A 19,477-nucleotide genomic window follows, 5' to 3' on the forward strand; every position below is an offset into this window, starting at 1 on the left:
TCGACATCCCAGGGGGGATTTCTCATGTCCGCAACACAACTGGCAGGGTCCAGAAAACGCCGCCGTCTCGTCGCGGTGTGCACTGCCGGCCTCCTTTCCCTCGGCGCCTTCGCGCTGGGGACGAGCGCCCAGGCCGCCGAGCCGGGCGCGCAGCGCCTCACGCCGCGGGCCGCCACCGCGCAGCCGCTGCCGAAGCTGACCCGGCACCCGGCGCCGAACCGGAAGTCCGCGCGCTCCGACGCGACTCCCGCCGAGACGCCGACGCCGACACCGACCGAGACGGCGCCCGCGACGCCCACCGAGACGCCCACGCCCACGCCGACAGCGACGGCTCCCGACCCGGACCCCACCGCGCCGCCGGTGCGGTACGACGTCGACGGCTCCGGCCTCTCCGGCCTGCTCTTCCGCAACCCGGCGGGCGACCTCTACAACGTCCAGTCGGACTTCACCAAGCTCAGCCCCGCGCCGGAGATGTTCCTCGACCTGCTGACGCCGGGCGACCTGATGGGCACGGGCGGGCCCGACGTCCTCGCGACGACGGTCACCGGGCAGCTGGAGCTGTTCACGCCGGGGAACTTCCCGACCAGCCCGTCGTGGAGCGGCAACGGCTGGGGGACGTACAACAAGGTCGTCGCGACCGACGACCTCACCGGCGACGGCAAGGCCGACATCGTTGCCCGCGACCACGACGGCAAGCTCTGGCTCTACCAGGGCACCGGCTCCTGGACCAGCGGCGAGCCCTTCCTGGCCCGCGTCCTCATCGGCTCGGGCTGGGGCGTCTACGACCAGCTCACCAGCCCCGGCGACGTGGACGGCGACGGCATCAGCGACCTGGTCGCCCGGACCACCGACGGCTCGCTCTTCCTCTACCGCGGCACCGGCGCCTCCTCGGCGCCCTTCGCCGGCCGGACGCTCGTAGGCAAGGGCTGGAACGGCTACAACCAGATCATCGGCGTCGGCACCGACGAGACCGGCCGGGCCTCACTGCTCGGCCGGACCCTCGACGGCACCCTGTGGCAGTACTACCCGGACGGCAACGGCGGCTTCCTGCCGCGCGAGCAGTCCGGCACGGGCTGGACGGTGGACGAGTTCGCCAACTCCGGCAGCGTCCCCTACTGGGGCAAGAAGGACCTGCTCGGCGAGACCCCGGACGGCACGCTCTTCGAGTACGGCGTGACCAACACCGGCGTCTTCACCCCGCGCTTCCGAGCCGTCCCCGTCGGCAGCTACGCCGGGCAGTTCGACCTGACGTACTCCAACGCGCTCGCCAGGGACGGCGCGCCGGACCTGCTGGAGCGCTACGGCAACACCCTCTACAACCAGATGGCCGACGGCGGGCCCATCTCCACCGGGTGGAGCGGCTACAACCTGATCATCGGCCCCGGCGACCTGAGCGGCGACGGCAACAGCGACATCCTCGCGCGCGCCGGCGACGGCAAGCTCTACCTCTTCCGCGGCGACGGCAGCAACACCCACCTGGGCGCCCGCGTCCTGGTCGGCAGCGGCTGGGGTACCTACAACGCCCTCGTCGGCGCGGGCGACTTCACCGGTGACGGCCGCGCGGACATCGTCGGCCGCACCGCCGACGGCACGCTGTGGCTCTACCGCGGCACCGGCAGCGCGACCGCGCCCTTCGCCGCCCGCGTCAAGGTCAGCACCGGCTGGGGCAGCTTCAAGCAGCTCGCCTCCCCCGGCGACATGGACGGCGACGGCCGCGCCGACCTCCTCGCGGTCGACGGCGCGGGCTACGCCTACCGCTACAGCGCCGACGGCAACGGCGGCTTCAAGGCCCGTGTGACGGTGGGCCCGGGCTGGGACACGTACAAGAAGCTCTTCTGACCCGTCCCGCCCGGCGAGGGCGCCCGCACCGGCCGGTGCGGGCGCCCTCGCACGTCCCGCGGTCGTCAGCCCGCGAGCGCGCGCGTCGAGGCGTCGAGGATGCCGCCGAGCGCGGCGCGGGCCCGGGTGAGGTCGGCGATGCGGGAGTCCATGGCGGCGAGCTGGTCGCGGAGGTGGTCCAGGACGCACGCCTGGACCTCCGCGCCGTCCCCCGCGAAGCACGGCATGAGGTCGCGGATGACGCGGGTGGGCAGCCCGGCGGCGAGCAGCGTGCGGACCCGGGCCACGGCGGCGGGCGCCTCGGGCCCGTAGTGCCGGTGCCCGCCGCCGCTGCGGTGCGAGGCGAGCAGGCCCTGCTCCTCGTAGTAGCGCAGCAGACGGACGGCCACACCCGTCTCGCGGGAGAGCTCGCCGATCCTCATGTCGAGGGCTACGCGGGCGCGATGCTCAGCCCGTACCCGGCCCGCTGACCAGCGCCGCGCGCAGGGTGCGGTGGGCCGCGGCGGGGTGATCGGCGGCGAGGTGGAGGTGGCGGGCGACGAGGGTCCCGCCGTCCGCGAGGCGGAGGGCCAGCGGCTCGTGGAGGTCCACGACGATCTCCGTCGTGCCGCTCACGTTGCACGCCACCGCGTCCTGGCGGTCGGGGACGGCCCGCACCCCGCGCCCCTTCACCGACAGCCGCTCACGGCGGACGCCCCGCACGAGCGCCAGGGGAACGGCGAACTCGTCGAGCAGCCCCGCACGGACCCGCAGGGTGGTCGGGCCCACGAGATGGGGGTGGCGGCGCGTCACCGCGCCGAAGGCGAAGGCGGCGTCGACCAGCAGGGCGAGCCACACCAGGTGCACCAGCCGCCACGCCGGCGGCACCAGCGACACGTCCATGAGCCCCTCGACGAGCACCTCCGCCCCCACCATCAGATAGACGACGGCCCGCAGCTCAGCCGAATGCCCCAGCGCGGTCCCCGCCTCCCCGGCGAGCGGCCGCCGCAGATACCCGCCCACCACGTCCCGCCAAACCCCCACCCAAGCCCGCGCCCCCCGCACCTCGACCTCACCCATGCCGCCCCCTCCGTCCGGTGTCCCCCCATCCTCCCCGCCCGCACGCCGCCCGTCCGCCGGGAGCGCCGGGCCCCGCGCGGGAACCGGACGGGCGCCCGCCCGTAAGTGACACTGAGTCAGGTGAGAGCTGCACGCGGTGAGGGCACCGGAGGAGGTGGCGGCGCCGCCCCGGGCGCGGGGGGCGGCGCGCCCGGTCCGGCGGAGGCGCTGCCCGGTCTCGACGAGGACCAGCTCCGGGTCCTGGCCGAGGTCGGAAAGGCCTGGGCGCGGGCGGGCGCGCGACGGGACGCGCTGCCGGTCGATCCGGACCTCGGCGGCTTCCCGCCGGCCGAGGACATCGGCCCCGACCGCTTCGGCCGCATGGTCCGGGTGGCGCCGCTGGGCACCATGACGGCCCCGGCCGCGACGGAGCCCGCCTCCGGCGCGGCCCGCTTCTCGGACAGCGTCCGGCACGCGGTGGTCGGGGCGCCGCTGAAGAGCACCGCGGTCGCGCGCGAGCGCATGCGCAAGCTGGTGGCGCTGCCGGTGCTCTCCGCCGACGCCCTGTCCTCGGTGGCGTACGGCCCCGAGGCCATGCTCGCCGTGCTCGTGCTGGCCGGGACCGCCGGGCTGGACTTCACCACGCCCGTCGCCGCGGCCATCGCGTTCCTGATGCTCGCGGTCGGGATCTCGTACCGCCAGACGATCCGCGCGTACCCGCACGGCGGCGGCTCGTACATCGTGGCGGGCGACAACCTCGGCCGGATCCCGGGGCTGGTGGCCGCGGCGGGGCTGATGACGGACTACGTCCTCACCGTCGCGGTGTCCATCGCGTCGGGCGTGGCGGCCATCACGTCGGCGGTCCCGTCGCTCTCCCCGTACACCGTGCCGATCGGCGCGGGCGTCATCGCCGCGCTGCTGCTGGGCAATCTGCGCGGGCTGCGGCAGGCCGGCGCGCTGTTCGCCGCCCCGACGTACGCCTTCGTCCTCGCGATGCTGGCGCTGGTGGCGAAGGGGCTGGCCGACGCCGCGGACCGCGGATTCCACACCGCAGCCGCCCCGCCGCTCCACGCCGCCGAGGGCGTCGGCGCGCTGCTGGTCATGCGCGCCTTCGCCTCCGGCTCCACCGCCATGACCGGCATCGAGGCGATCTCCAACGCGGTCCCGGCCTTCCGGCCGACCGAGTGGCGAAACGCCCGCACCACACTGACGTGGATGATCTGCCTGCTGATCACGCTGTTCGCCGGAGTGACGGCCGTCGCCCGCCTCGACGGGGTCGTGCCCCGCTCCGGCGAGACCGTGCTGTCCCAGCTCGCCCACCGCGGCTTCGGCTCGGGACCGATGTACGTCGTCACGCAGGCCGCCACCGCCGCGGTCCTGCTGCTGGCGGCCAACACCGCCTACAACGACTTCCCGCGGGTGCTCTTCCTGCTGGCCCGCGACGGGCACGCGCCGCGGCTGTTCCTGCGGCTGGGCGACCGGCTCGCCTTCAGCAACGGCATCGCCGTGCTGTCGGTGGCCGCCGCGGTCGTCTTCATCGCCTTCCGCGGCGACACCGCGTCCCTCATCCCGCTCTACGCGGTCGGGGTGTTCCTCGCCTTCACGCTGTCCCAGGCGGGGATGGTCCGCCACTGGTGGCGGCTGCGCGACCGGCACTGGCGCAAGAGCCTGTTCTTCAACGCGACCGGCTGCGTGCTGTCCGCGCTCGTCCTCGTCACCGCGGGGATCACCAAGTTCACCTCGGGCGCCTGGGTGAGCATCCTCGCGGTGGGCCTGTTCCTGCTGGTGACGACGCGCATCCACCACCACTACGAGGAGGTGCGGGCCGCGCTCCGGCTGCACCCGCACGCGATCGAGATCCCCGCGTCCCCCGGCGGGGCGCCGCCTGCGGAGCCCTCGCCCGCGGCGGAGGGGGTCCCGCCCGCGGCGCCCTCCGCCGCACCGGTCCGCCCGATGGCGCCCCCGCACGCGTCGGTCCGGGAGGACGAGGAGAGCCCCGAGGAGATCCGCAACCTGGCCATCGTGCCGATCTCCACGCTGGACCTGGCCGGGATGCGGGCGCTCGCGTACGCCGCGTCCCTGCGCCAGCCCGCCCTCGCCCTCCACCTCAGCCCCGGCGAGGCCGAGGCCGACCGCTTCCGCGGCTACTGGGACCGCTGGGGCGACCACCTGCCGCTGGAGGTGCTCGTCACCCCCTACCGGGCGACGGTGGCCCCGCTGGTCCACTACATCGAGGCGCTGCACGCGCAGCAGCCGCAGCTCACCCTCACGATCGTCGTCCCGGAGATCGTGACGCGCCGCCGCCGCTACCGCCTGCTGCACGACCGCACCGCGAGCCGGCTCCGGCGTGCCCTGCGCCTGCTGCCGAAGATCGTCGTCACGGACGTCCCGTACCACGTGTAGGACGGCGGCCCGGCCGTACCGTGTCCCCCGTGGCGAACCAAAGGGGCGAACCGGAGGAAACGGGCGACGCGGGGCCGGACCGCGCGACCACGCGGGTCCGGCGTCCGCCGCGGGTCCGGCATCCGGTGCGGTGGCTGGTCTCGGCCGTACTGGTGGCTGCCGCCGTGGCGCTGGCCGTGGGAAGACGCCACGACCTCGTCCTGGCCGCGCGCGAGATCGCCGTGGTCCGCCCGGCGCCGCTGGCACTGGCCGCCCTCTGTGAAGCGCTCTCCCTCACCTGCCTGACGGGGCTCCAGTGGCAGCTGCTGCGGTGGGGCGGAGCCCGGCTGGGGCTCGCCGTGACGGGCGCCGTCGTCGTGGCGGCCAACGCCGTCGCCGGGGCGCTCCCCGGCGGCGCGGCCTTCGCCACCGCCTGGCTGTACGGGCAGTTGCGCCGCCGCGGGACATCCGCGGCACTCGCCGGGTCGGCCCTCGCGATCGCCGGCCTCATGTCGGCCGCCGGCCTGTTCCTGCTCCTGGTGGCCGGTGTCCTGGCCGACGGCACGGCGGGTCCCGCCGGGCTGCGGACGGCCGTGCTCGGGCTGGCCGCCGTCCTGCTGCTACTCGCCGCCGCGGCGGCCGTCCTGCCGCACTTCGCCCTCGTACGGCGGCGGGCCTGGCGGATCTGGCGGCGCGCCGGGGTCCGCTCCCGGCGGATGTGGGCCTTCGAGGACGAACTGCGCCACCTCGTCCGGGAGGTCCGCGCGGCCCGGCCCGGGGTACGCCCGTGGCTGGCGCCGTTCCTCCTGGCCCTGGGCAACTGGGTACTCGACGCGTCCTGCCTCGTCGCCTGCGCATGGGGGCTGGGTATCGCCGTGCCGTGGCGCGGCGTGCTCGTCGCCTACACGCTCACCCAGATGTCGGGCGCACTCCGGCTCACCCCCGGCGGCCTCGGCATCGTGGAGACCAGCCTCACCGCCCTCCTGGTCTTCTACGGACTCCGCACCGACCAGGCCATCGCACTGGCCCTCCTCTACCGGATCCTGAGCTACTGGGCCCTCCAGCCGATCGGCTGGACAAGCTGGCTCAGCCTCACCATCGCCGCCCGCCACCACACCACCCGAACACCCGCACGACACCACGACGCCCCCTGACCGCGGCCGGCACTCCTCCGTCAGCCCCGGGCGAGGCGGCTCGTGAAGCCGGCGGCCACCAGGCGCTCGTACGCGTGCGTGACGTCGTCGGGCACGTCCTGCGGGATCGTGAAGCCCAGGCGGGGGTACGTCGTGAGCCGCTGGTGCGCGCCGACCAGCATGTTCAGGACGAGGGACGGGTCGCCGATCGACTCGGCGTACGCGGCGAGGGTCAGCGGGGCGGAGGCGCACACCCACGCGACGTCCGGCCAGACCTTCCGCGCTGTCGCGTAGCCGCGCCGCTCCTCGTACGGCTTGCTCACCAGCAGCGCCGAGGAGACGGCGACCCCGCGCTCGGCCAGCAGCTCCCGCGAGAAGCGGATGTTCTCCCCGGTGTTGCGAGCACGCGGCTCCACGAGGACGACCCCCTCCGGCACCCCGCGCTCCACCGCGCGCCGCCGGTAGTGCTCGGCCTCCCCGCGCGGCATCCGCTCCGCCGTGGTCGGGCTGGTGGCGCCGGTGAAGACCACGAGCGGCGCCAGGCCGCAGTGGTAGAGGTCGGCGGCGGTGTCCGCCACCCCCAGATCGTGGCTGCCCAGCCCGATCACGACCGAACACGGCCGCGGCTCGTGCCCCATCCGCTGGAAGTCCCACAGGCGTTGGGCGTCCGCCCGGACCGACGTCGGGATCATGCCCGGGAAGCCTCCGGAGCGGACGAGTCCGGCACGTCGCATTCACCGTTCCTGATCCGCTCGGCGAGCCGGTCGGCGAGTTCCCGCCACTTGGGCGCCATGCCGCGTTCCTCTCGACGTGACGTAGTCAACCGCATCCCTGGGACTGCGAGTCACGCTCGTCCCGTACCCGCAGTTCGGACAATCGGGCGATGAGCGGAAAGCGCCGCCGCCGAGCAACTCGGCCACCGGTGGCCGCGGCGGCCCTGATACGGCGCGCCCCCGCGCGCGGGGGCTCAGGTCGTGGGTCGCGGGGCGTAGCCGTGGAGGAAGGTGCGGACTCCCGCGGTGACCATCGCGTGGCAGGCGGCGGGGTCGGACAGGTCCGCGCGGTCGGTGAAGTTGTCGGCGGAGACGAGCAGCATGAGGTGGCCGGCGGCGCGGAGGGGGTCGGCGATCTCCAGGGTGGGGAGGGCGCCGAGGCGGTCGGCGAGGGCGTGGCGGGTGCGGAGGGGGCCGGTCTCGCGCCAGAGCTTCAGGGCGGCGGGGGGGATGTGCTCGGCCTCCGCGCCGACCTGGCGGACGAGGGCGAAGTGCGGGGCGAGGTCGGAGGAGAGCACGCCGAGCCAGGCCAGGCCGAAGTCGGTGAGGTCCTGTTCGAGGTCGACGACCTTGCCGAGGTGGCGGTCGATGAAGTCGATCATCGTGTCGGCGGCGCGCCGGGTGCTCTCCTGGATGACCGTCTGGAAGAGCTCGGCCTTGTCCGTGAAGTGGTTGTAGATGGTGCGGTTGGACACGCCCGCCTCCGCGGCGATCGCGTCCAGGCTCGCCCGGGTGTAGCCGTCGCGGGCGAACAGCGTCAGCGCGCCCGCGACGATCGCCCGCCGCTTGTCCGGCTGCCCGACCGGCTTCCTCCTGGAGGCCACAGATTCGCCCGCCGCCGCACTCGAACTCTTCTTCTCCGTCACGCCGCCGAGGCTACTCCACCCGCAGCATTGATTGCACCGATCGGTGTAGTGTCTACATCGATCGGTGCAACACCGTCCTTCCGCTGAGGAGCACGCCATGACCAGGATCGGCATCATCGTCGGCACCACCCGCCCGGGCCGCCGGGGGCACGCCGTCGCCGAGTGGGTCGCCGCGGCGGCCGCCCGCCGCCACCCCGGGGCGGACTTCGAGATCGTCGACCTCGCCGACTTCGGGCTGCCGCTGCTCGACGAGGAACTGCCCGCCATGGCCGGCCGGTACGCCCACCCGCACACCCGGCGCTGGGCCGAGGCGATCGCCCGCCTCGACGGCTTCGTGTTCGTCGCCCCGGAGTACAACCACTCCCTCTCCGGCGCGCTCAAGAACGCCCTGGACTTCCTGTACGCCGAGTGGAACGACAAGGCCGCCGGCGTGGTCAGCTACGGCGTGCAGGGCGGTACGCGGGCGGCCGAGCACCTGCGGCTGGTCCTGGCCGAACTGCGCGTCGCCACCGTCCGCTCCCAGGTCACGCTGTCCCTGCGGGACGACTTCACCGCCCCCGACCCCGGCGGGCCCGCCGCGGGGCCCGCCCCCGACCCGCACGCGCACGGCCCGCTCGGCGCGCTGCTGGACGACGTCCTGGCCTGGTCCCGCGCCCTGGAGCCGCTCCGCGCGGGGGTCCCGGCGTGACCGCCGCCGACCCCGCCCGTACGGAAACGGCAGCGGACACCCTCTCCCCCGCGGAGCTGGACGCGCTGGCCGCCGCCGTCGCCTCCGGGGCGCCCCTGATCGCCGGGCTCGGCGAATCCACCCGCTTCGCCCACGAGACCTCCACCCTGCGCGACCTGCTCTTCCGCCGGCTGGTCGGCGAGCACGGCTTCCGCGAGCTGGCCGTCCAGGACGACGCGGCCGCCGGCGCGCGGCTCGACGCGTACGCGAACGGCGGACCGGGCACCGCCGCGAGCGCGCTGGACGGCGCCTGGCGGCCCTGGCGCACCGAGGAGACGGCCGCCGCCCTGGAGTGGATCCGCGACTTCAACCGGGCCCATCCCGCCGACCCCGTCCGCGTCTTCGGCGTCAAGCCGCTCCAGGCGGGGCCCGCCGACTACGACGCCGTGCTCGACCACGTCCGCCGCACCGCCCCGGAGCGGCTGGGCGAAGTGGCCGCCCACCTGGAGCCGATCCGTACCGCCCACGACATCGACGAGCACGTGCAGCGCGCCCGCGGCCTGCACCCGGGACGCCCCTTCGCCGAGCACGCCCGCGACGCCCTCGCGCTCGTCGCGGACCTCCCCGGCGCGGAGGCCGCCGCCCGGATGCGGCTGATCGCCGGCTTCCACGAGCGCAGCGTCGCCGGGCGCGGCGGCTACGCGGGCGACGCCGCCGCCTGGGCCGGGGCGATCGCGGACCGGCAGCGCCGCACCGGGCGCCGCACCGCCTACTGGGACGGCATCGCGCACACCTGCGCCGCCCCGGTCACTCTCGGCGCGGCCCCCGGACGCGGGCCCGGGCCCACCGTCGGCAGCATCCTGCGGGAGCGGTACGGCGCCGGGTACGTGTCGGTGGCGATCGGCTTCCACCACGGCGACCTCGGTGTCGCCGAGGTCCCCGCCCCCGCCCCCGGCCGCCTCGACGCCCGGCTGTCCGGCGAGGCCCCGGGCCGCCCCGCGCACTGGCTCGACCTGCGCGCGCCGCACGAGCGCCGGACGTGGGAGGGCCCGGCGACGGCCCGGGTCGTCAGCGGCGTCTACACCCCGGCCCGCGACGCGGCCGAGCACCTGGCCGTCGCCTCGCTCCCCGACGCCTTCGACGTCCTGGTCCACCTGCGCCGCGTCCGCCCGGTGCGGCGCCTGCCCTGAGGAAGCCCCCGGGGGCGTAATCCCCGGCCCCCGCCGGGAGCCGAGGCGCTAGAGTACGGGTGTGCGCCGCCAGGCCCGCCCGCCCTTGTAGCTCAGTCGGCCAGAGCACCTGTCTTGTAAACAGGGGGTCGTCGGTTCGAATCCGACCGGGGGCTCGCCGTCACAGAACCACCGGAGGTTCCGCCCCGTACGGGCGGGACCTCCTTCGTGCGTCCGGGTGACGAAAAAGGCGCCCGGGGCCTGGTGACAAAAGGTGGAACGTGCAGGTAGCGTCACCGGGGAGTCCGCGTACCACCGGGCTCGACCACTGAAGCGGCACCGAGAGATCTGCTTCCTTTACTCGGATCGTCCGGCACGTTCCTGCCGGTGAAGGGATTGCGTACAACCATGGCTACTGTGACGTTCGACAAGGCGACCCGGATCTACCCGGGTGGCGACAAGCCCGCCGTCGACGGCCTGGACATCGAGGTCGGGGACGGCGAGTTCCTGGTCCTCGTCGGCCCGTCCGGCTGCGGCAAGTCGACCTCGCTCCGCATGCTCGCGGGGCTGGAGGACGTGAACGCCGGCGCGATCCGGATCGGCGAGCGTGATGTCACGCACCTGCCGCCCAAGGACCGCGACATCGCGATGGTGTTCCAGAACTACGCGCTGTACCCGCACATGACCGTCGCGGACAACATGGGCTTCGCGCTCAAGATCGCCGGCGTCAACAAGGCCGAGATCCGCAAGCGGGTCGAGGAAGCCGCCAAGATCCTGGACCTCACCGACTACCTGGCCCGCAAGCCGAAGGCCCTCTCCGGCGGTCAGCGCCAGCGTGTCGCGATGGGCCGCGCCATCGTGCGTGAGCCGCAGGTCTTCCTCATGGACGAGCCGCTGTCGAACCTCGACGCCAAGCTCCGTGTCCAGACCCGTACCCAGATCGCCAGCCTGCAGCGCCGCCTCGGCGTCACCACGGTCTACGTCACCCACGACCAGACCGAGGCCATGACGATGGGCGACCGCGTCGCGGTCCTCAAGGACGGTCTGCTGCAGCAGGTCGACACCCCGCGCCACATGTACGACAAGCCGGCCAACCTCTTCGTCGCGGGCTTCATCGGCTCCCCGGCGATGAACCTCATCGAGGTCCCGATCGTCGACGGCGGCGTGCGCTTCGGCAACGCGCTGGTCAACGTCGAGCGCGACGCGGTGCAGGCGGCGGCGGACAAGGGCGACACCACGGTCACCGTCGGTGTCCGCCCCGAGCACTTCGACATCGTCAGCGGCGACAGCGAGGCCAAGTCGCTGTCCAAGGACGCCCCGGCGGGCCTGGCCGTCACCGTCAACGTCGTCGAGGAGCTCGGCGCCGACGGCTACGTCTACGGCTCGGCGAAGGTCGGCAACGAGGACAAGGACGTCGTCATCCGCGTCGGCGGCCGCGAGATCCCGGAGAAGGGCTCCGTGCTGCACGTCGTGCCGCGCGGTGGCGAGACCCACGTCTTCGCGACCTCCTCCGGCGAGCGCCTGAGCGACTGATCCCACGACGCCCCCTCCCAGGGGGAGTTCCGCGCCTGTGACGGCCGGGCGGTGCGTATCCGTACGCACCGCCCGGCCGTTGGCGTGTGCGCACCGGACGGATGCCCGCACAAGCGGCAGTTCGGGTCCGTTCGTCAACACTCGAACGCGCCGCCCGGCGAATTCACTCCCCCGCAAGGGTGACTCGATGTCGCCGAATCATCACCAGTCGCTACGATCCGAACCGTGAACCAGGTAGCTCGCCGTCTCGGCAAGACATTCGCGCTCGTCCTCCCGGTGGTCCTCGTGCTGTCGGGAACACTCGCCGTCACCCGCGTCTCGTGGGCCGGCCCCGACTCCGACGGCAAGGTGCTGGCCGCCTCCGCCACGTCGCGGGACCAGGCAGCCGCCAAGGCGCCGCAGGAGGTGCTGCGCGCCCGGCTGCTGGACGAACTCCAGCGCAAGGACCCGGGGGCCGCGCTGACCGACCTTCAGGTCGCCATGGCCCAGCAGCCGTCCCTCGCACGGTATTGCGTGTCCCTCGCCCGCTCGCTGGGCCGCGCCGCCGTCGCCAAGTACGACGGCTCGGTGCGGCGCGCGCAGGCGTGGTCGCGGCCGGTGTGCGACACCGCGTTCGCGACCGGCGTCGCCGCCATGGGCTGACGGCCCCTCCGACAACAGGTCCGACCGGTACGGGCACCGCCACGAGCGCGTACGCCCGGCAGCCCCGCGGGGTTGCCGGGCGTACGCGCTCGTGGGCGTTCGCATAGGGTGCGCTGCATGACGCACGACACCACCGCGCACGAGACCGTCCCGGTCACCCAGGCCGTCATCCTGGCCGGCGGCCAGGGTTCCCGGCTGCGGCCCTACACCGACGACCGGCCCAAGCCCATGGTCGAGATCCCCGGTACGGGCACGCCCATCATCGGCCACCAGCTCGACTGGCTGGCCGCGGAGGGGGTCACGGACGTCGTCGTGTCGTGCGGGCACCTCGCGGAGGTGCTCCAGGAGTGGCTGGAGAGCGCGCCGCTGCCGCTGAAGGTGACGACCGTCGTCGAGGGCGAGCCGCTGGGCCGCGGCGGCGGGCTGAAGTACGCGGCCGCGTCGCTGCCGCGCGCCGACGAGCCGTGGTACGCCACCAACGGCGACATCTGGACCCGCTTCTCGCTGCGCGGCATGGCCGCCTTCCACGAGGAGCGGGACGCGGTGGCGACCCTCGCGCTCGCCCGGCCGCGCATCCCGTGGGGCGCTGTCGAGACCAACGAGTTCGGGCAGGTCCTGGACTTCATCGAGGCGCCGCCCTCGCCCTTCCTGATCAACGCGGGCGTGTACGTCTTCGCGCCGTCCTTCACCGCGATGCTGCCGGACCTGGGCGACCACGAGCGCACGACCTTCCCGCGGCTGGCCCGCGAGCGGCGGCTGGCCGGCTACCCGATCCCGCAGGGCGCCTACTGGCGGGCCATCGACACCGCCAAGGACCTCCGCGAGGCCGCCCGCGAGCTGAGCACGGCGCCCGCGATCTGAGGCCGGCGCCATGAGCTGAGCCCGCGGGCCCCGTTGCGGGACCACGCGGGCTCAGGGACGTGCGCAGCCTCGGGGACGTGCGCGACGTCAGGCCGTCGGCGTCGGCTCCGCCGGGGCGCCCAGCAGCGCCGCGCCCAGCAGCCCGCCGATCGCGCCGCCCTGCGTGGGCCGCGGGGCGGGCGGCGCCGGGGGCGGGCCCGCGTGGGTCGGCGGCGCGGGGGCCTGCGACGTACCGCCCGAGCCGCCGGACGAACCGCCGGTCGAGCCGCCGGACGTACCGCCCGACGTCCGCGTGCCGCCCTGGGTGTGCGAGCCGCTCCCCGGCGTGTGCGTGGCGGTGGAAGCCTCCCCCGTCCCGTCGGTCGGCGGCTGCGCGGAGGCCGACGGCTGCGGCGTCCTGTGCTCCTCCGCCGGCCGCGTGGGCGCCTGGCTCCCCGGCGCGGACCCGTCGTCGGCCCCGGAGACCTCGGGCAGCGGCTCCCCCGGCAGCTCGTTGACCGGCGGCGAGGCGGGCCCGTACGGGTGCGTGCCCGGCGCGGTGCCGGCCCGGACCGCCGCGCCCAGCACGGAGCCGATCAGCAGCGAGCACCCGGCGATGAGCGTGCCCAGCACCACACCGCGGCGCAGCACGTAGCGGCGCAGCCCCCACAGGCCGACGCGCGGGCCGAGCCTGCGCCAGGCGTCGGCGGCGAGCTTGCCGTCCACGGAGTAGACGGGGGCGCCCGCGATGATCAGCGGGCTCCACGCGGCGAGGTAGATGAAGTCGGGGGCGTCGTAGACGGGGACGGTGCGCCAGCTCACGGTGACCAGCAGCGCGACGGACAGGGCCGCGCCGAAGACCGCGGCGACCCGCTGCCACAGCCCGAAGACCGTCAGCACGCCCACCACGACCTGGAGGAAGGCGATGGAAAGGCCCGCGCCCACCGGGTGGTTGAGGGCGGCGTCGCGCAGCGGCTCGGCGGCGCCCCAGGGGTGCAGCGAGGTGAGCCAGGTGACCATGGAGCCGCGCTTGCCGCCGTCGAAGTAGACGCGGTCGCACAGCTTGCCCATGCCCGCGTAGATCGACACGAAGCCGAGGAAGACGCGCAGCGGCAGCAGCACGATGCCGAGGTTCATCCGGCGGCCGGGGTACCAGGCGTGCTTGACGAAGTCGCCGCCCTTGGGCACGGGCCGCTCCCGCCGGGGCGCGGTCTCGTGCAGGTCGTCGTCATCGTCGTCGTAGTCGGCGTACCCGGGGTCGTAGCTGGCGACCGGCGGATCGTCGAAGGCGCCGCGGGCGGGGCGCACACCGCCGAGCAGGCGGGCGGTGGGGGCCTCGCCGTTGCGCGGGCCCACGACGGTGGGCGTGGCGGGCGGCTGCCCCGTCGCCCCGCCGATCCGCGGCAGTACCTGCGTGGCCGCGCCCGCGGTACCGTCCGCCCCGCCGCCCGGTGCCCCGGGGCCGCGTACCGCCTGGAACAGCGCGTCGCCGGGCTCGGAGCCGCCGGACCACACCACCGGGGCGAGCCTGCGGCGGCCCGCGGTGTGCGGCTGCGCGGCCCGCGGCGCGGTCGTGCCGTGCGTGGCTCGCGCGAGGGAGCGCGCCGAGGTCCTTCCCAGCTGCACACGGAAGCTCGCGTGCGTGACGATGACCTGGGCGGGGTCGCTCGGCACCCGGGCCATGGTGAAGGGGGGCTCGTCGGATGCGGGCGTCCCGCCGCCCGGGGAGGGGCGGGGTGTTCTGGTGTCCACGCTCATCTAACCGAGTGACGGTCCTTTAGGACACTGCCGGACACGGCCCTCGATGTCCGAGACGCGTCAATCGCACCGGACCCGTATGATGCCCTCCCGCGCCTGCCCGGGGCGGCTCAGGAGCGGCGCCGGGCCGCCTCGTAGAGCACCACGCCCGCGGCCACGCCCGCGTTCAGCGACTCGGCCGCGCCGCCCGGCATCGGGATGCGCACCAGCAGGTCGCACGTCTCGCCGACCAGCCGCGACAGGCCCTTGCCCTCGCTGCCCGCGACGATCACGACCGGCCCGTCCAGCGCCTCCAGGTCGTACAGCTCGACGTCGCCGTCCGCGGCGAGGCCGACGACGGTCAGGCCCGCCTTCTTGTACGCCTCCAGGGCGCGGGTCAGGTTGGTCGCGCGGGCGACGGGGACGCGGGCGGCGGTGCCGGCCGAGGTCTTCCAGGCACCCGCGGTCATCCCGGCGGCCCGCCGCTCGGGCACCACGACGCCGTGCCCGCCGAAGGCGGCGACCGAGCGGACGACGGCGCCCAGGTTGCGCGGGTCGGTCACCCCGTCGAGGGCGACGATCAGCGCGTCCTCGCCGTTGTCGGCGGCGTCGGCCACCAGGTCCTCGGGGTGCGCGTACTCGTACGGCGGGATCTGCAGGGCGATGCCCTGGTGGTTCAGCCCGTTCGTCATCCGGTCCAGCTCGGCCCTGGGCGCCTCCATGAGCGGCACCCCGCGGTCGGTGGACAGCTGCAGCGCCTCGCGCACCCGGTCGTCGTTGTCGATGAACTGCTGGACGTAGACGGCCGTGGCCGGGATGTCCGCGCGCAGCGCCTCGACGACCGGGTTGCGGCCCACGACCAGCTCGGACGCCGACCGGCCGCCGCGCCCCGCCGGACGCTGCTGGCGGCCCGCGCTCTTACGGGCCTGGGCGGCGGCGACCCGGCTCTTCTTGTGGCCCGGCCGCATCTCGGCGGGCGGGGTGGGGCCCCGGCCCTCCAAGCCCTTGCGGCGCTGCCCGCCGCTGCCGACCGTCGCGCCCTTCTTGTTGCTCGTACGGCGGTTCCTGCGCTGGCTGTTGCCGGCCATGGGGACTCTCACTTCTTCTGTCTACGTCACGTCGGTGGGCGCGGGCCCGGAAAGCGGCGGGGGGTGCGGGGGCCGGAACGCCCGCACCCCCCTGTGTCTCCGGTCAGCCGCGCAGCGTCCAGCGCGAGCCGGTCGGGGTGTCCTCGATCTCCAGACCGGACTGCACCAGCTGGTCGCGGATCGCGTCGGCCGTCGCGTAGTCCTTGCGGGACCGCGCCTGCTGCCGCTGCTCCAGCACCAGCCGGACCAGCGAGTCGACGACGCCGTGCAGGTCCTCCCCGCGGTCGGCGCCCGTCCAGTGCGGGTCCAGCGGATCCAGGCCCAGCACTCCGAGCATCGCACGGACCTCGGCCAGCCGCGCGACCGCCGTCTCCTTGTCGTCGGCGGTCAGCGCGCTGTTGCCCTGCCGGACGGTGGTGTGCACGACGGCGAGCGCCTGCGGCACCCCGAAGTCGTCGTCCATCGCCTCGGCGAAGGCGGGCGGCACCTCGCCGGCCGGCTCGACCGGCCCGGCCTTCTCCACCACCCGCTGCACGAAACCCTCGATCCGCGCGAAAGCGGCCTCGGCCTCGCGCAGGGCCTCCTCGCTGTACTCGATCATCGACCGGTAATGCGGGGTGCCCAGGTAGTAGCGCAGCACGATCGGCCGCCAGCGCTGCACCATCTCGGAGACCAGCACGGAATTGCCGAGCGACTTGCTCATCTTCTCGCCGCTCATGGTGACCCACGCGTTGTGCACCCAGTAGCGCGCGAACTCGTCGCCGTACGCCTTGGCCTGGGCGATCTCGTTCTCGTGGTGCGGGAAGATCAGGTCGATACCGCCGCCGTGGATGTCGAAGACCTCGCCGAGGTACTTGTGCGCCATGGCCGAGCACTCCAGGTGCCAGCCGGGGCGCCCGCGGCCCCACGGGGTCTCCCAGGACGGCTCGCCGGGCTTGGCGGCCTTCCACATGGCGAAGTCCCGGTGGTCGCGCTTGCCCGTCTCGCCCTCGCTCTCCGGCTGCCGCAGGTTGTCCAGCTCCTGGTTGGACAGCTCCAGGTAGCGGGGGAAGGAGCGCACGTCGAAGTACACGTTGCCGTCGGAGACGTAGGCGTGGCCGCTGTCGATGAGGCCGCGCATCATCTCGATCATCTCGGGGATGTGCCCGGTCGCCCGCGGCTCGTACGTGGGCGGCATGCAGCCCAGCACGTCGTAGCCGTTGGTGAAGGCGCGCTCGTTCTCGTACCCGATGGCCCACCACGGCCGGCCCTGCTCGGCGGACTTGCGGATGATCTTGTCGTCGATGTCGGTGACGTTGCGGACGAAGGTCACGTCGTAGCCGCGGTAGCGGAACCACCGCTGCATGATGTCGAAGTCGAGCCCCGACCTGATGTGGCCGATGTGCGGCGCCGCCTGCACGGTGGCGCCACACAGGTAGAGAGACACACAGCCCGGCATGAGCGGGACGAAGTCACGTACCTGGCGCGCGTTTGTGTCGTACAGGCGAATAGTCACGCCTCAAGAATAGGGGGCCCGGCGGCATTCGCGGACCGCCGGGCGAAAGACACCGCGGCGTCAGAACCGCTCGACGACCCGCTCCGGGCTGACCCGCACGATCACCCGCACGGCGTCCGGGCCGTCGTTGCTGTAGGGGGCTCCGGTGTACTTGCGGCTCACGGAGTCGACGAAGCTGCGGTCCCCGTCCTCGGTCACGGTCGCGGTGCCGCGGATCTCGACGTACGCGAAGGGGTTGCCCTCCGGCGTCGCGAGCACGGTGACCCGCGCGTTCCGCGCCAGGTTGCGCGCCTTGCGCCGGTCCCGGGTGGTGGAGAACAGCACGTCGTCCCCGTCCCGCGCCACCCAGACGACCGACAGCTGCGGCGTCCCGTCGGGCTCGACGGTGGCGACGGTGGCATAGGTCTTCGCGTCGAAGAGCGCACGAGCGTTGTCCGAGAGCTGAGCCATGGCTGGCTGCCTTTCTTCCGGGGCGGTTCTGCGTCGCTCCTGCAACGCCGCCACCCCCCGAATTCATCCGCCCCCGCGGACGGGGGAGGGCCGCGCTTGCCGCGCCGGGCACCACCAGGGGCGCGGGGAACTGCGCGACCAGCCACGACGTGCCGTCACGTCGTCACCGACCCGGAGGGGCAGTACGGTCCGTACCGGACCACCGGCCGGTGGAGGGCTGAGCGCGCAGTTCCCCGCGCCCCTACGGGCGCGCCCCGCGCGGCAGCGCTAAGCAGGCGCCGTGGGCGGCAGGACCATCGCTGTGGCCAGGGCGGCGAGCCCCTCGCCGCGGCCGGTGAGGCCGAGCCCGTCCGTCGTCGTGCCGGACACGGAAACCGGCGCCCCGACCGCCGCGGCGAGAGCCGCCTCCGCCTCGGCGCGGCGGGTCCCGATCTTCGGGCGGACGCCGATGACCTGGATCGCGACGTTGCCGATCGTGAAGCCGGCCGCGCGGACGATCCGCGCGGCTTCCGCGAGGAGCGTCACCCCGGACGCCCCGGCCCACTCGGGCCGGTCCGTGCCGAAGTGCGCCCCGAGGTCGCCGAGCCCGGCGGCGGAGAAGAGCGCGTCGCACGCCGCGTGCGCGGCCACGTCCCCGTCGGAGTGCCCGGCGAGCCCGTACGACGCGCCCTCCCAGTGCAGGCCCGCGCACCACAGCTCGCGGCCCGCCGCGAAGGCGTGCACGTCCGTTCCGACACCGACCCGGGGCAGCGGCGGGCCGGGAAGCGCCTCCCCGGCGAGGGGCTCAGTGGCCATTGGCCCTCCTGCGGGCGAGTACGGCCTCGGCCAGGACGAGGTCCAGCGGCCTGGTGACCTTGAAGGCCTCCTCGTGCCCGGGCACGACGAGGACGGGGATGCCGAGCTGCTCGACCATGCCGGCGTCGTCCGTGACGGGGCCGGACACCGAGGAGTGCGCCTTGGCCAGCACCTCGCGGTCGAAGCCCTGCGGGGTCTGGACGGCCCGCAGCAGCGCCCGCTCGGGCGTGCCGGTGACGGCGCCGGTGTCCGGGTCGACGCTCTTGACGGTGTCGGCGAGCGGCAGCCCCGGCACCACGGCGGGCGCCCCGCCCCGTACCGCCTCGACGACGGCCTCGACCGTCTCGACGGGCACCAGCGGGCGGGCGGCGTCGTGCACGAGCACCGTGTCGACGTCGTCGGGCAGCGCGGCCAGGCCCAGGCGGACGGAGTCCTGCCGTTCGGCGCCGCCGGGCACGACCCTTATGTCGGTGGACTCGGGCAGCCCGTTCGCGTCGAGCAGCGCCCGGACCTCGGCGGCGCCGTCGGGCGGCGCGACCACGACGATCACGGAGACGGCGCGGGCACGCGCCATGGCGCGCACCGCGTGGACCAGGAGGGGGACCCCGCCGAGAGTGCGCAGCGCCTTGGGCGCGCCGGGGCCGAGCCGGACGCCACGTCCGGCGGCGGGAATGACGGCTGCGGTACGCAGGTTTGTGTCCTTGTATGAGTTGGGTATCGCTTGGAGGTGCGCCCGGGGCGATGTCCCGGGTGGTTGCAGGGCGCGGGCTCCCCGCCAGGACCCCTTCCGTGAAGTCCTGGGGATGACCGTATCGCCCTGCGGGACCGCAGGCGCCGGGTTCGGCGTACGCGCCGCGGCAGCTGTGCTCACCCGCTCAGCCGCCGCGTGCGCCGGGCCGCGCATGCCGCAGCACCCGGCCGTGGTGCTGGGCCGGGTGCCGCGGCAGTGTCCCCGGTGGGTGCCCGGGGTGCGTCTGCGTAAGTCAGTACGTCACGGCAGCGTGGGTGGGCGCTGGAGTGGACGTGACAC

Annotated in this window: 18 protein-coding genes and 1 tRNA gene; 9 read left to right on the top strand and 10 right to left on the bottom strand. The window is 74.4% G+C overall.

From position 1 onward, the window contains the following. Window positions 1-24 precede the first annotated feature (24 nt). Window positions 25-1,839: an FG-GAP repeat domain-containing protein gene (locus tag ACH4SL_RS34060; protein ID WP_398453259.1), complete on the top strand. Its 1,815-nt coding sequence runs from the start codon at window positions 25-27 to the stop codon at window positions 1,837-1,839. Window positions 1,840-1,904: 65 nt separating this feature from the next. Here ACH4SL_RS34060 and ACH4SL_RS34065 read toward each other — a convergent pair whose 3' ends face one another. Then, a complete protein-coding gene (locus ACH4SL_RS34065) occupies window positions 1,905-2,261 on the bottom strand; it encodes a MerR family transcriptional regulator (protein ID WP_398453261.1) in 357 nt (118 codons plus the stop codon). A 25-nt stretch (window positions 2,262-2,286) separates the two neighbouring features. Further along, window positions 2,287-2,898 (bottom strand): hypothetical protein, encoded by a 612-nt coding sequence (locus ACH4SL_RS34070; RefSeq protein ID WP_398453264.1) that lies wholly within the window; start codon window positions 2,896-2,898, stop codon window positions 2,287-2,289. Between the two features lie 501 nt (window positions 2,899-3,399). Here ACH4SL_RS34070 and ACH4SL_RS34075 point away from each other — a divergent pair. Both ACH4SL_RS34075 and ACH4SL_RS34080 read left to right on the top strand, forming a co-directional pair. Further along, window positions 3,400-5,280 (top strand): APC family permease, encoded by a 1,881-nt coding sequence (locus tag ACH4SL_RS34075; RefSeq protein WP_398453644.1) that lies wholly within the window; start codon window positions 3,400-3,402, stop codon window positions 5,278-5,280. Between the two features lie 29 nt (window positions 5,281-5,309). Further along, on the top strand, window positions 5,310-6,413 hold the full coding sequence (locus ACH4SL_RS34080) for a YbhN family protein (RefSeq protein ID WP_398453267.1): 1,104 nt from the start codon (window positions 5,310-5,312) through the stop codon (window positions 6,411-6,413). Window positions 6,414-6,433: 20 nt separating this feature from the next. Here the strand turns inward: ACH4SL_RS34080 and ACH4SL_RS34085 are convergent, their stop codons facing one another. Further along, window positions 6,434-7,084 carry a YdcF family protein gene (locus ACH4SL_RS34085; RefSeq protein ID WP_398453647.1) on the bottom strand — a complete coding sequence of 217 codons (651 nt, stop codon included), beginning with the start codon at window positions 7,082-7,084 and terminating at the stop codon, window positions 6,434-6,436. A gap of 275 nt (window positions 7,085-7,359) precedes the next feature. Next, window positions 7,360-8,031, bottom strand: coding sequence for a TetR/AcrR family transcriptional regulator (locus ACH4SL_RS34090; protein ID WP_398453270.1), 672 nt, complete (start codon window positions 8,029-8,031; stop codon window positions 7,360-7,362). Between the two features lie 97 nt (window positions 8,032-8,128). Between ACH4SL_RS34090 and ACH4SL_RS34095 the strand changes: the two genes are divergently transcribed. From ACH4SL_RS34095 to ACH4SL_RS34120, 6 genes are all read left to right on the top strand, one after another. Next, complete coding sequence (locus tag ACH4SL_RS34095) at window positions 8,129-8,719, top strand: NADPH-dependent FMN reductase (RefSeq protein ID WP_398453274.1); 591 nt, start codon at window positions 8,129-8,131, stop codon at window positions 8,717-8,719. Beyond that, the gene (locus ACH4SL_RS34100; protein ID WP_398453277.1) at window positions 8,716-9,888 is read left to right on the top strand and encodes an erythromycin esterase family protein; all 1,173 of its coding nucleotides are present in this window, start codon (window positions 8,716-8,718) and stop codon (window positions 9,886-9,888) included. The genes ACH4SL_RS34095 and ACH4SL_RS34100 overlap by 4 nt, the downstream gene beginning before the upstream one ends. Before the next feature lie 81 nt (window positions 9,889-9,969). Further along, a tRNA-Thr gene (locus tag ACH4SL_RS34105) sits at window positions 9,970-10,043 on the top strand. Between the two features lie 232 nt (window positions 10,044-10,275). Next, window positions 10,276-11,400 (top strand): ABC transporter ATP-binding protein, encoded by a 1,125-nt coding sequence (locus tag ACH4SL_RS34110; protein ID WP_031525260.1) that lies wholly within the window; start codon window positions 10,276-10,278, stop codon window positions 11,398-11,400. A 225-nt stretch (window positions 11,401-11,625) separates the two neighbouring features. After that, complete coding sequence (locus ACH4SL_RS34115) at window positions 11,626-12,042, top strand: hypothetical protein (protein WP_398453280.1); 417 nt, start codon at window positions 11,626-11,628, stop codon at window positions 12,040-12,042. A gap of 117 nt (window positions 12,043-12,159) precedes the next feature. After that, window positions 12,160-12,903 carry an NDP-sugar synthase gene (locus ACH4SL_RS34120; protein ID WP_398453283.1) on the top strand — a complete coding sequence of 248 codons (744 nt, stop codon included), beginning with the start codon at window positions 12,160-12,162 and terminating at the stop codon, window positions 12,901-12,903. Between the two features lie 87 nt (window positions 12,904-12,990). On the opposite strand, the gene ACH4SL_RS34125 is transcribed toward ACH4SL_RS34120, so the two are convergent. The 6 genes from ACH4SL_RS34125 to ispD all read right to left on the bottom strand — a co-directional run bounded on the left by ACH4SL_RS34125 (window position 12,991) and on the right by ispD (window position 19,165). Further along, window positions 12,991-14,640, bottom strand: a complete 1,650-nt coding sequence (locus tag ACH4SL_RS34125) for a DoxX family protein (RefSeq protein WP_398453286.1) — start codon at window positions 14,638-14,640, stop codon at window positions 12,991-12,993. A gap of 110 nt (window positions 14,641-14,750) precedes the next feature. Then, window positions 14,751-15,707, bottom strand: coding sequence for a 23S rRNA (guanosine(2251)-2'-O)-methyltransferase RlmB (gene rlmB / locus ACH4SL_RS34130; protein ID WP_398453288.1), 957 nt, complete (start codon window positions 15,705-15,707; stop codon window positions 14,751-14,753). Between the two features lie 103 nt (window positions 15,708-15,810). Beyond that, a complete protein-coding gene (cysS, locus tag ACH4SL_RS34135) occupies window positions 15,811-17,202 on the bottom strand; it encodes a cysteine--tRNA ligase (protein WP_398453291.1) in 1,392 nt (463 codons plus the stop codon). A gap of 60 nt (window positions 17,203-17,262) precedes the next feature. Continuing rightward, window positions 17,263-17,652, bottom strand: a complete 390-nt coding sequence (locus ACH4SL_RS34140) for a PPOX class F420-dependent oxidoreductase (protein WP_398453294.1) — start codon at window positions 17,650-17,652, stop codon at window positions 17,263-17,265. A gap of 267 nt (window positions 17,653-17,919) precedes the next feature. After that, complete coding sequence (ispF, locus tag ACH4SL_RS34145; protein ID WP_398453297.1) at window positions 17,920-18,447, bottom strand: 2-C-methyl-D-erythritol 2,4-cyclodiphosphate synthase; 528 nt, start codon at window positions 18,445-18,447, stop codon at window positions 17,920-17,922. Beyond that, window positions 18,437-19,165, bottom strand: a complete 729-nt coding sequence (gene ispD, locus ACH4SL_RS34150; protein ID WP_398453649.1) for a 2-C-methyl-D-erythritol 4-phosphate cytidylyltransferase — start codon at window positions 19,163-19,165, stop codon at window positions 18,437-18,439. Before ispD ends, ispF begins: the two co-directional genes overlap by 11 nt. Between the last annotated feature and the right edge of the window lie 312 nt (window positions 19,166-19,477).

Origin of the sequence: Streptomyces sp. NPDC021020 (genome assembly GCF_044333285.1) — a bacterium.
In the GTDB taxonomy this organism is placed as follows: domain Bacteria; phylum Actinomycetota; class Actinomycetes; order Streptomycetales; family Streptomycetaceae; genus Actinacidiphila.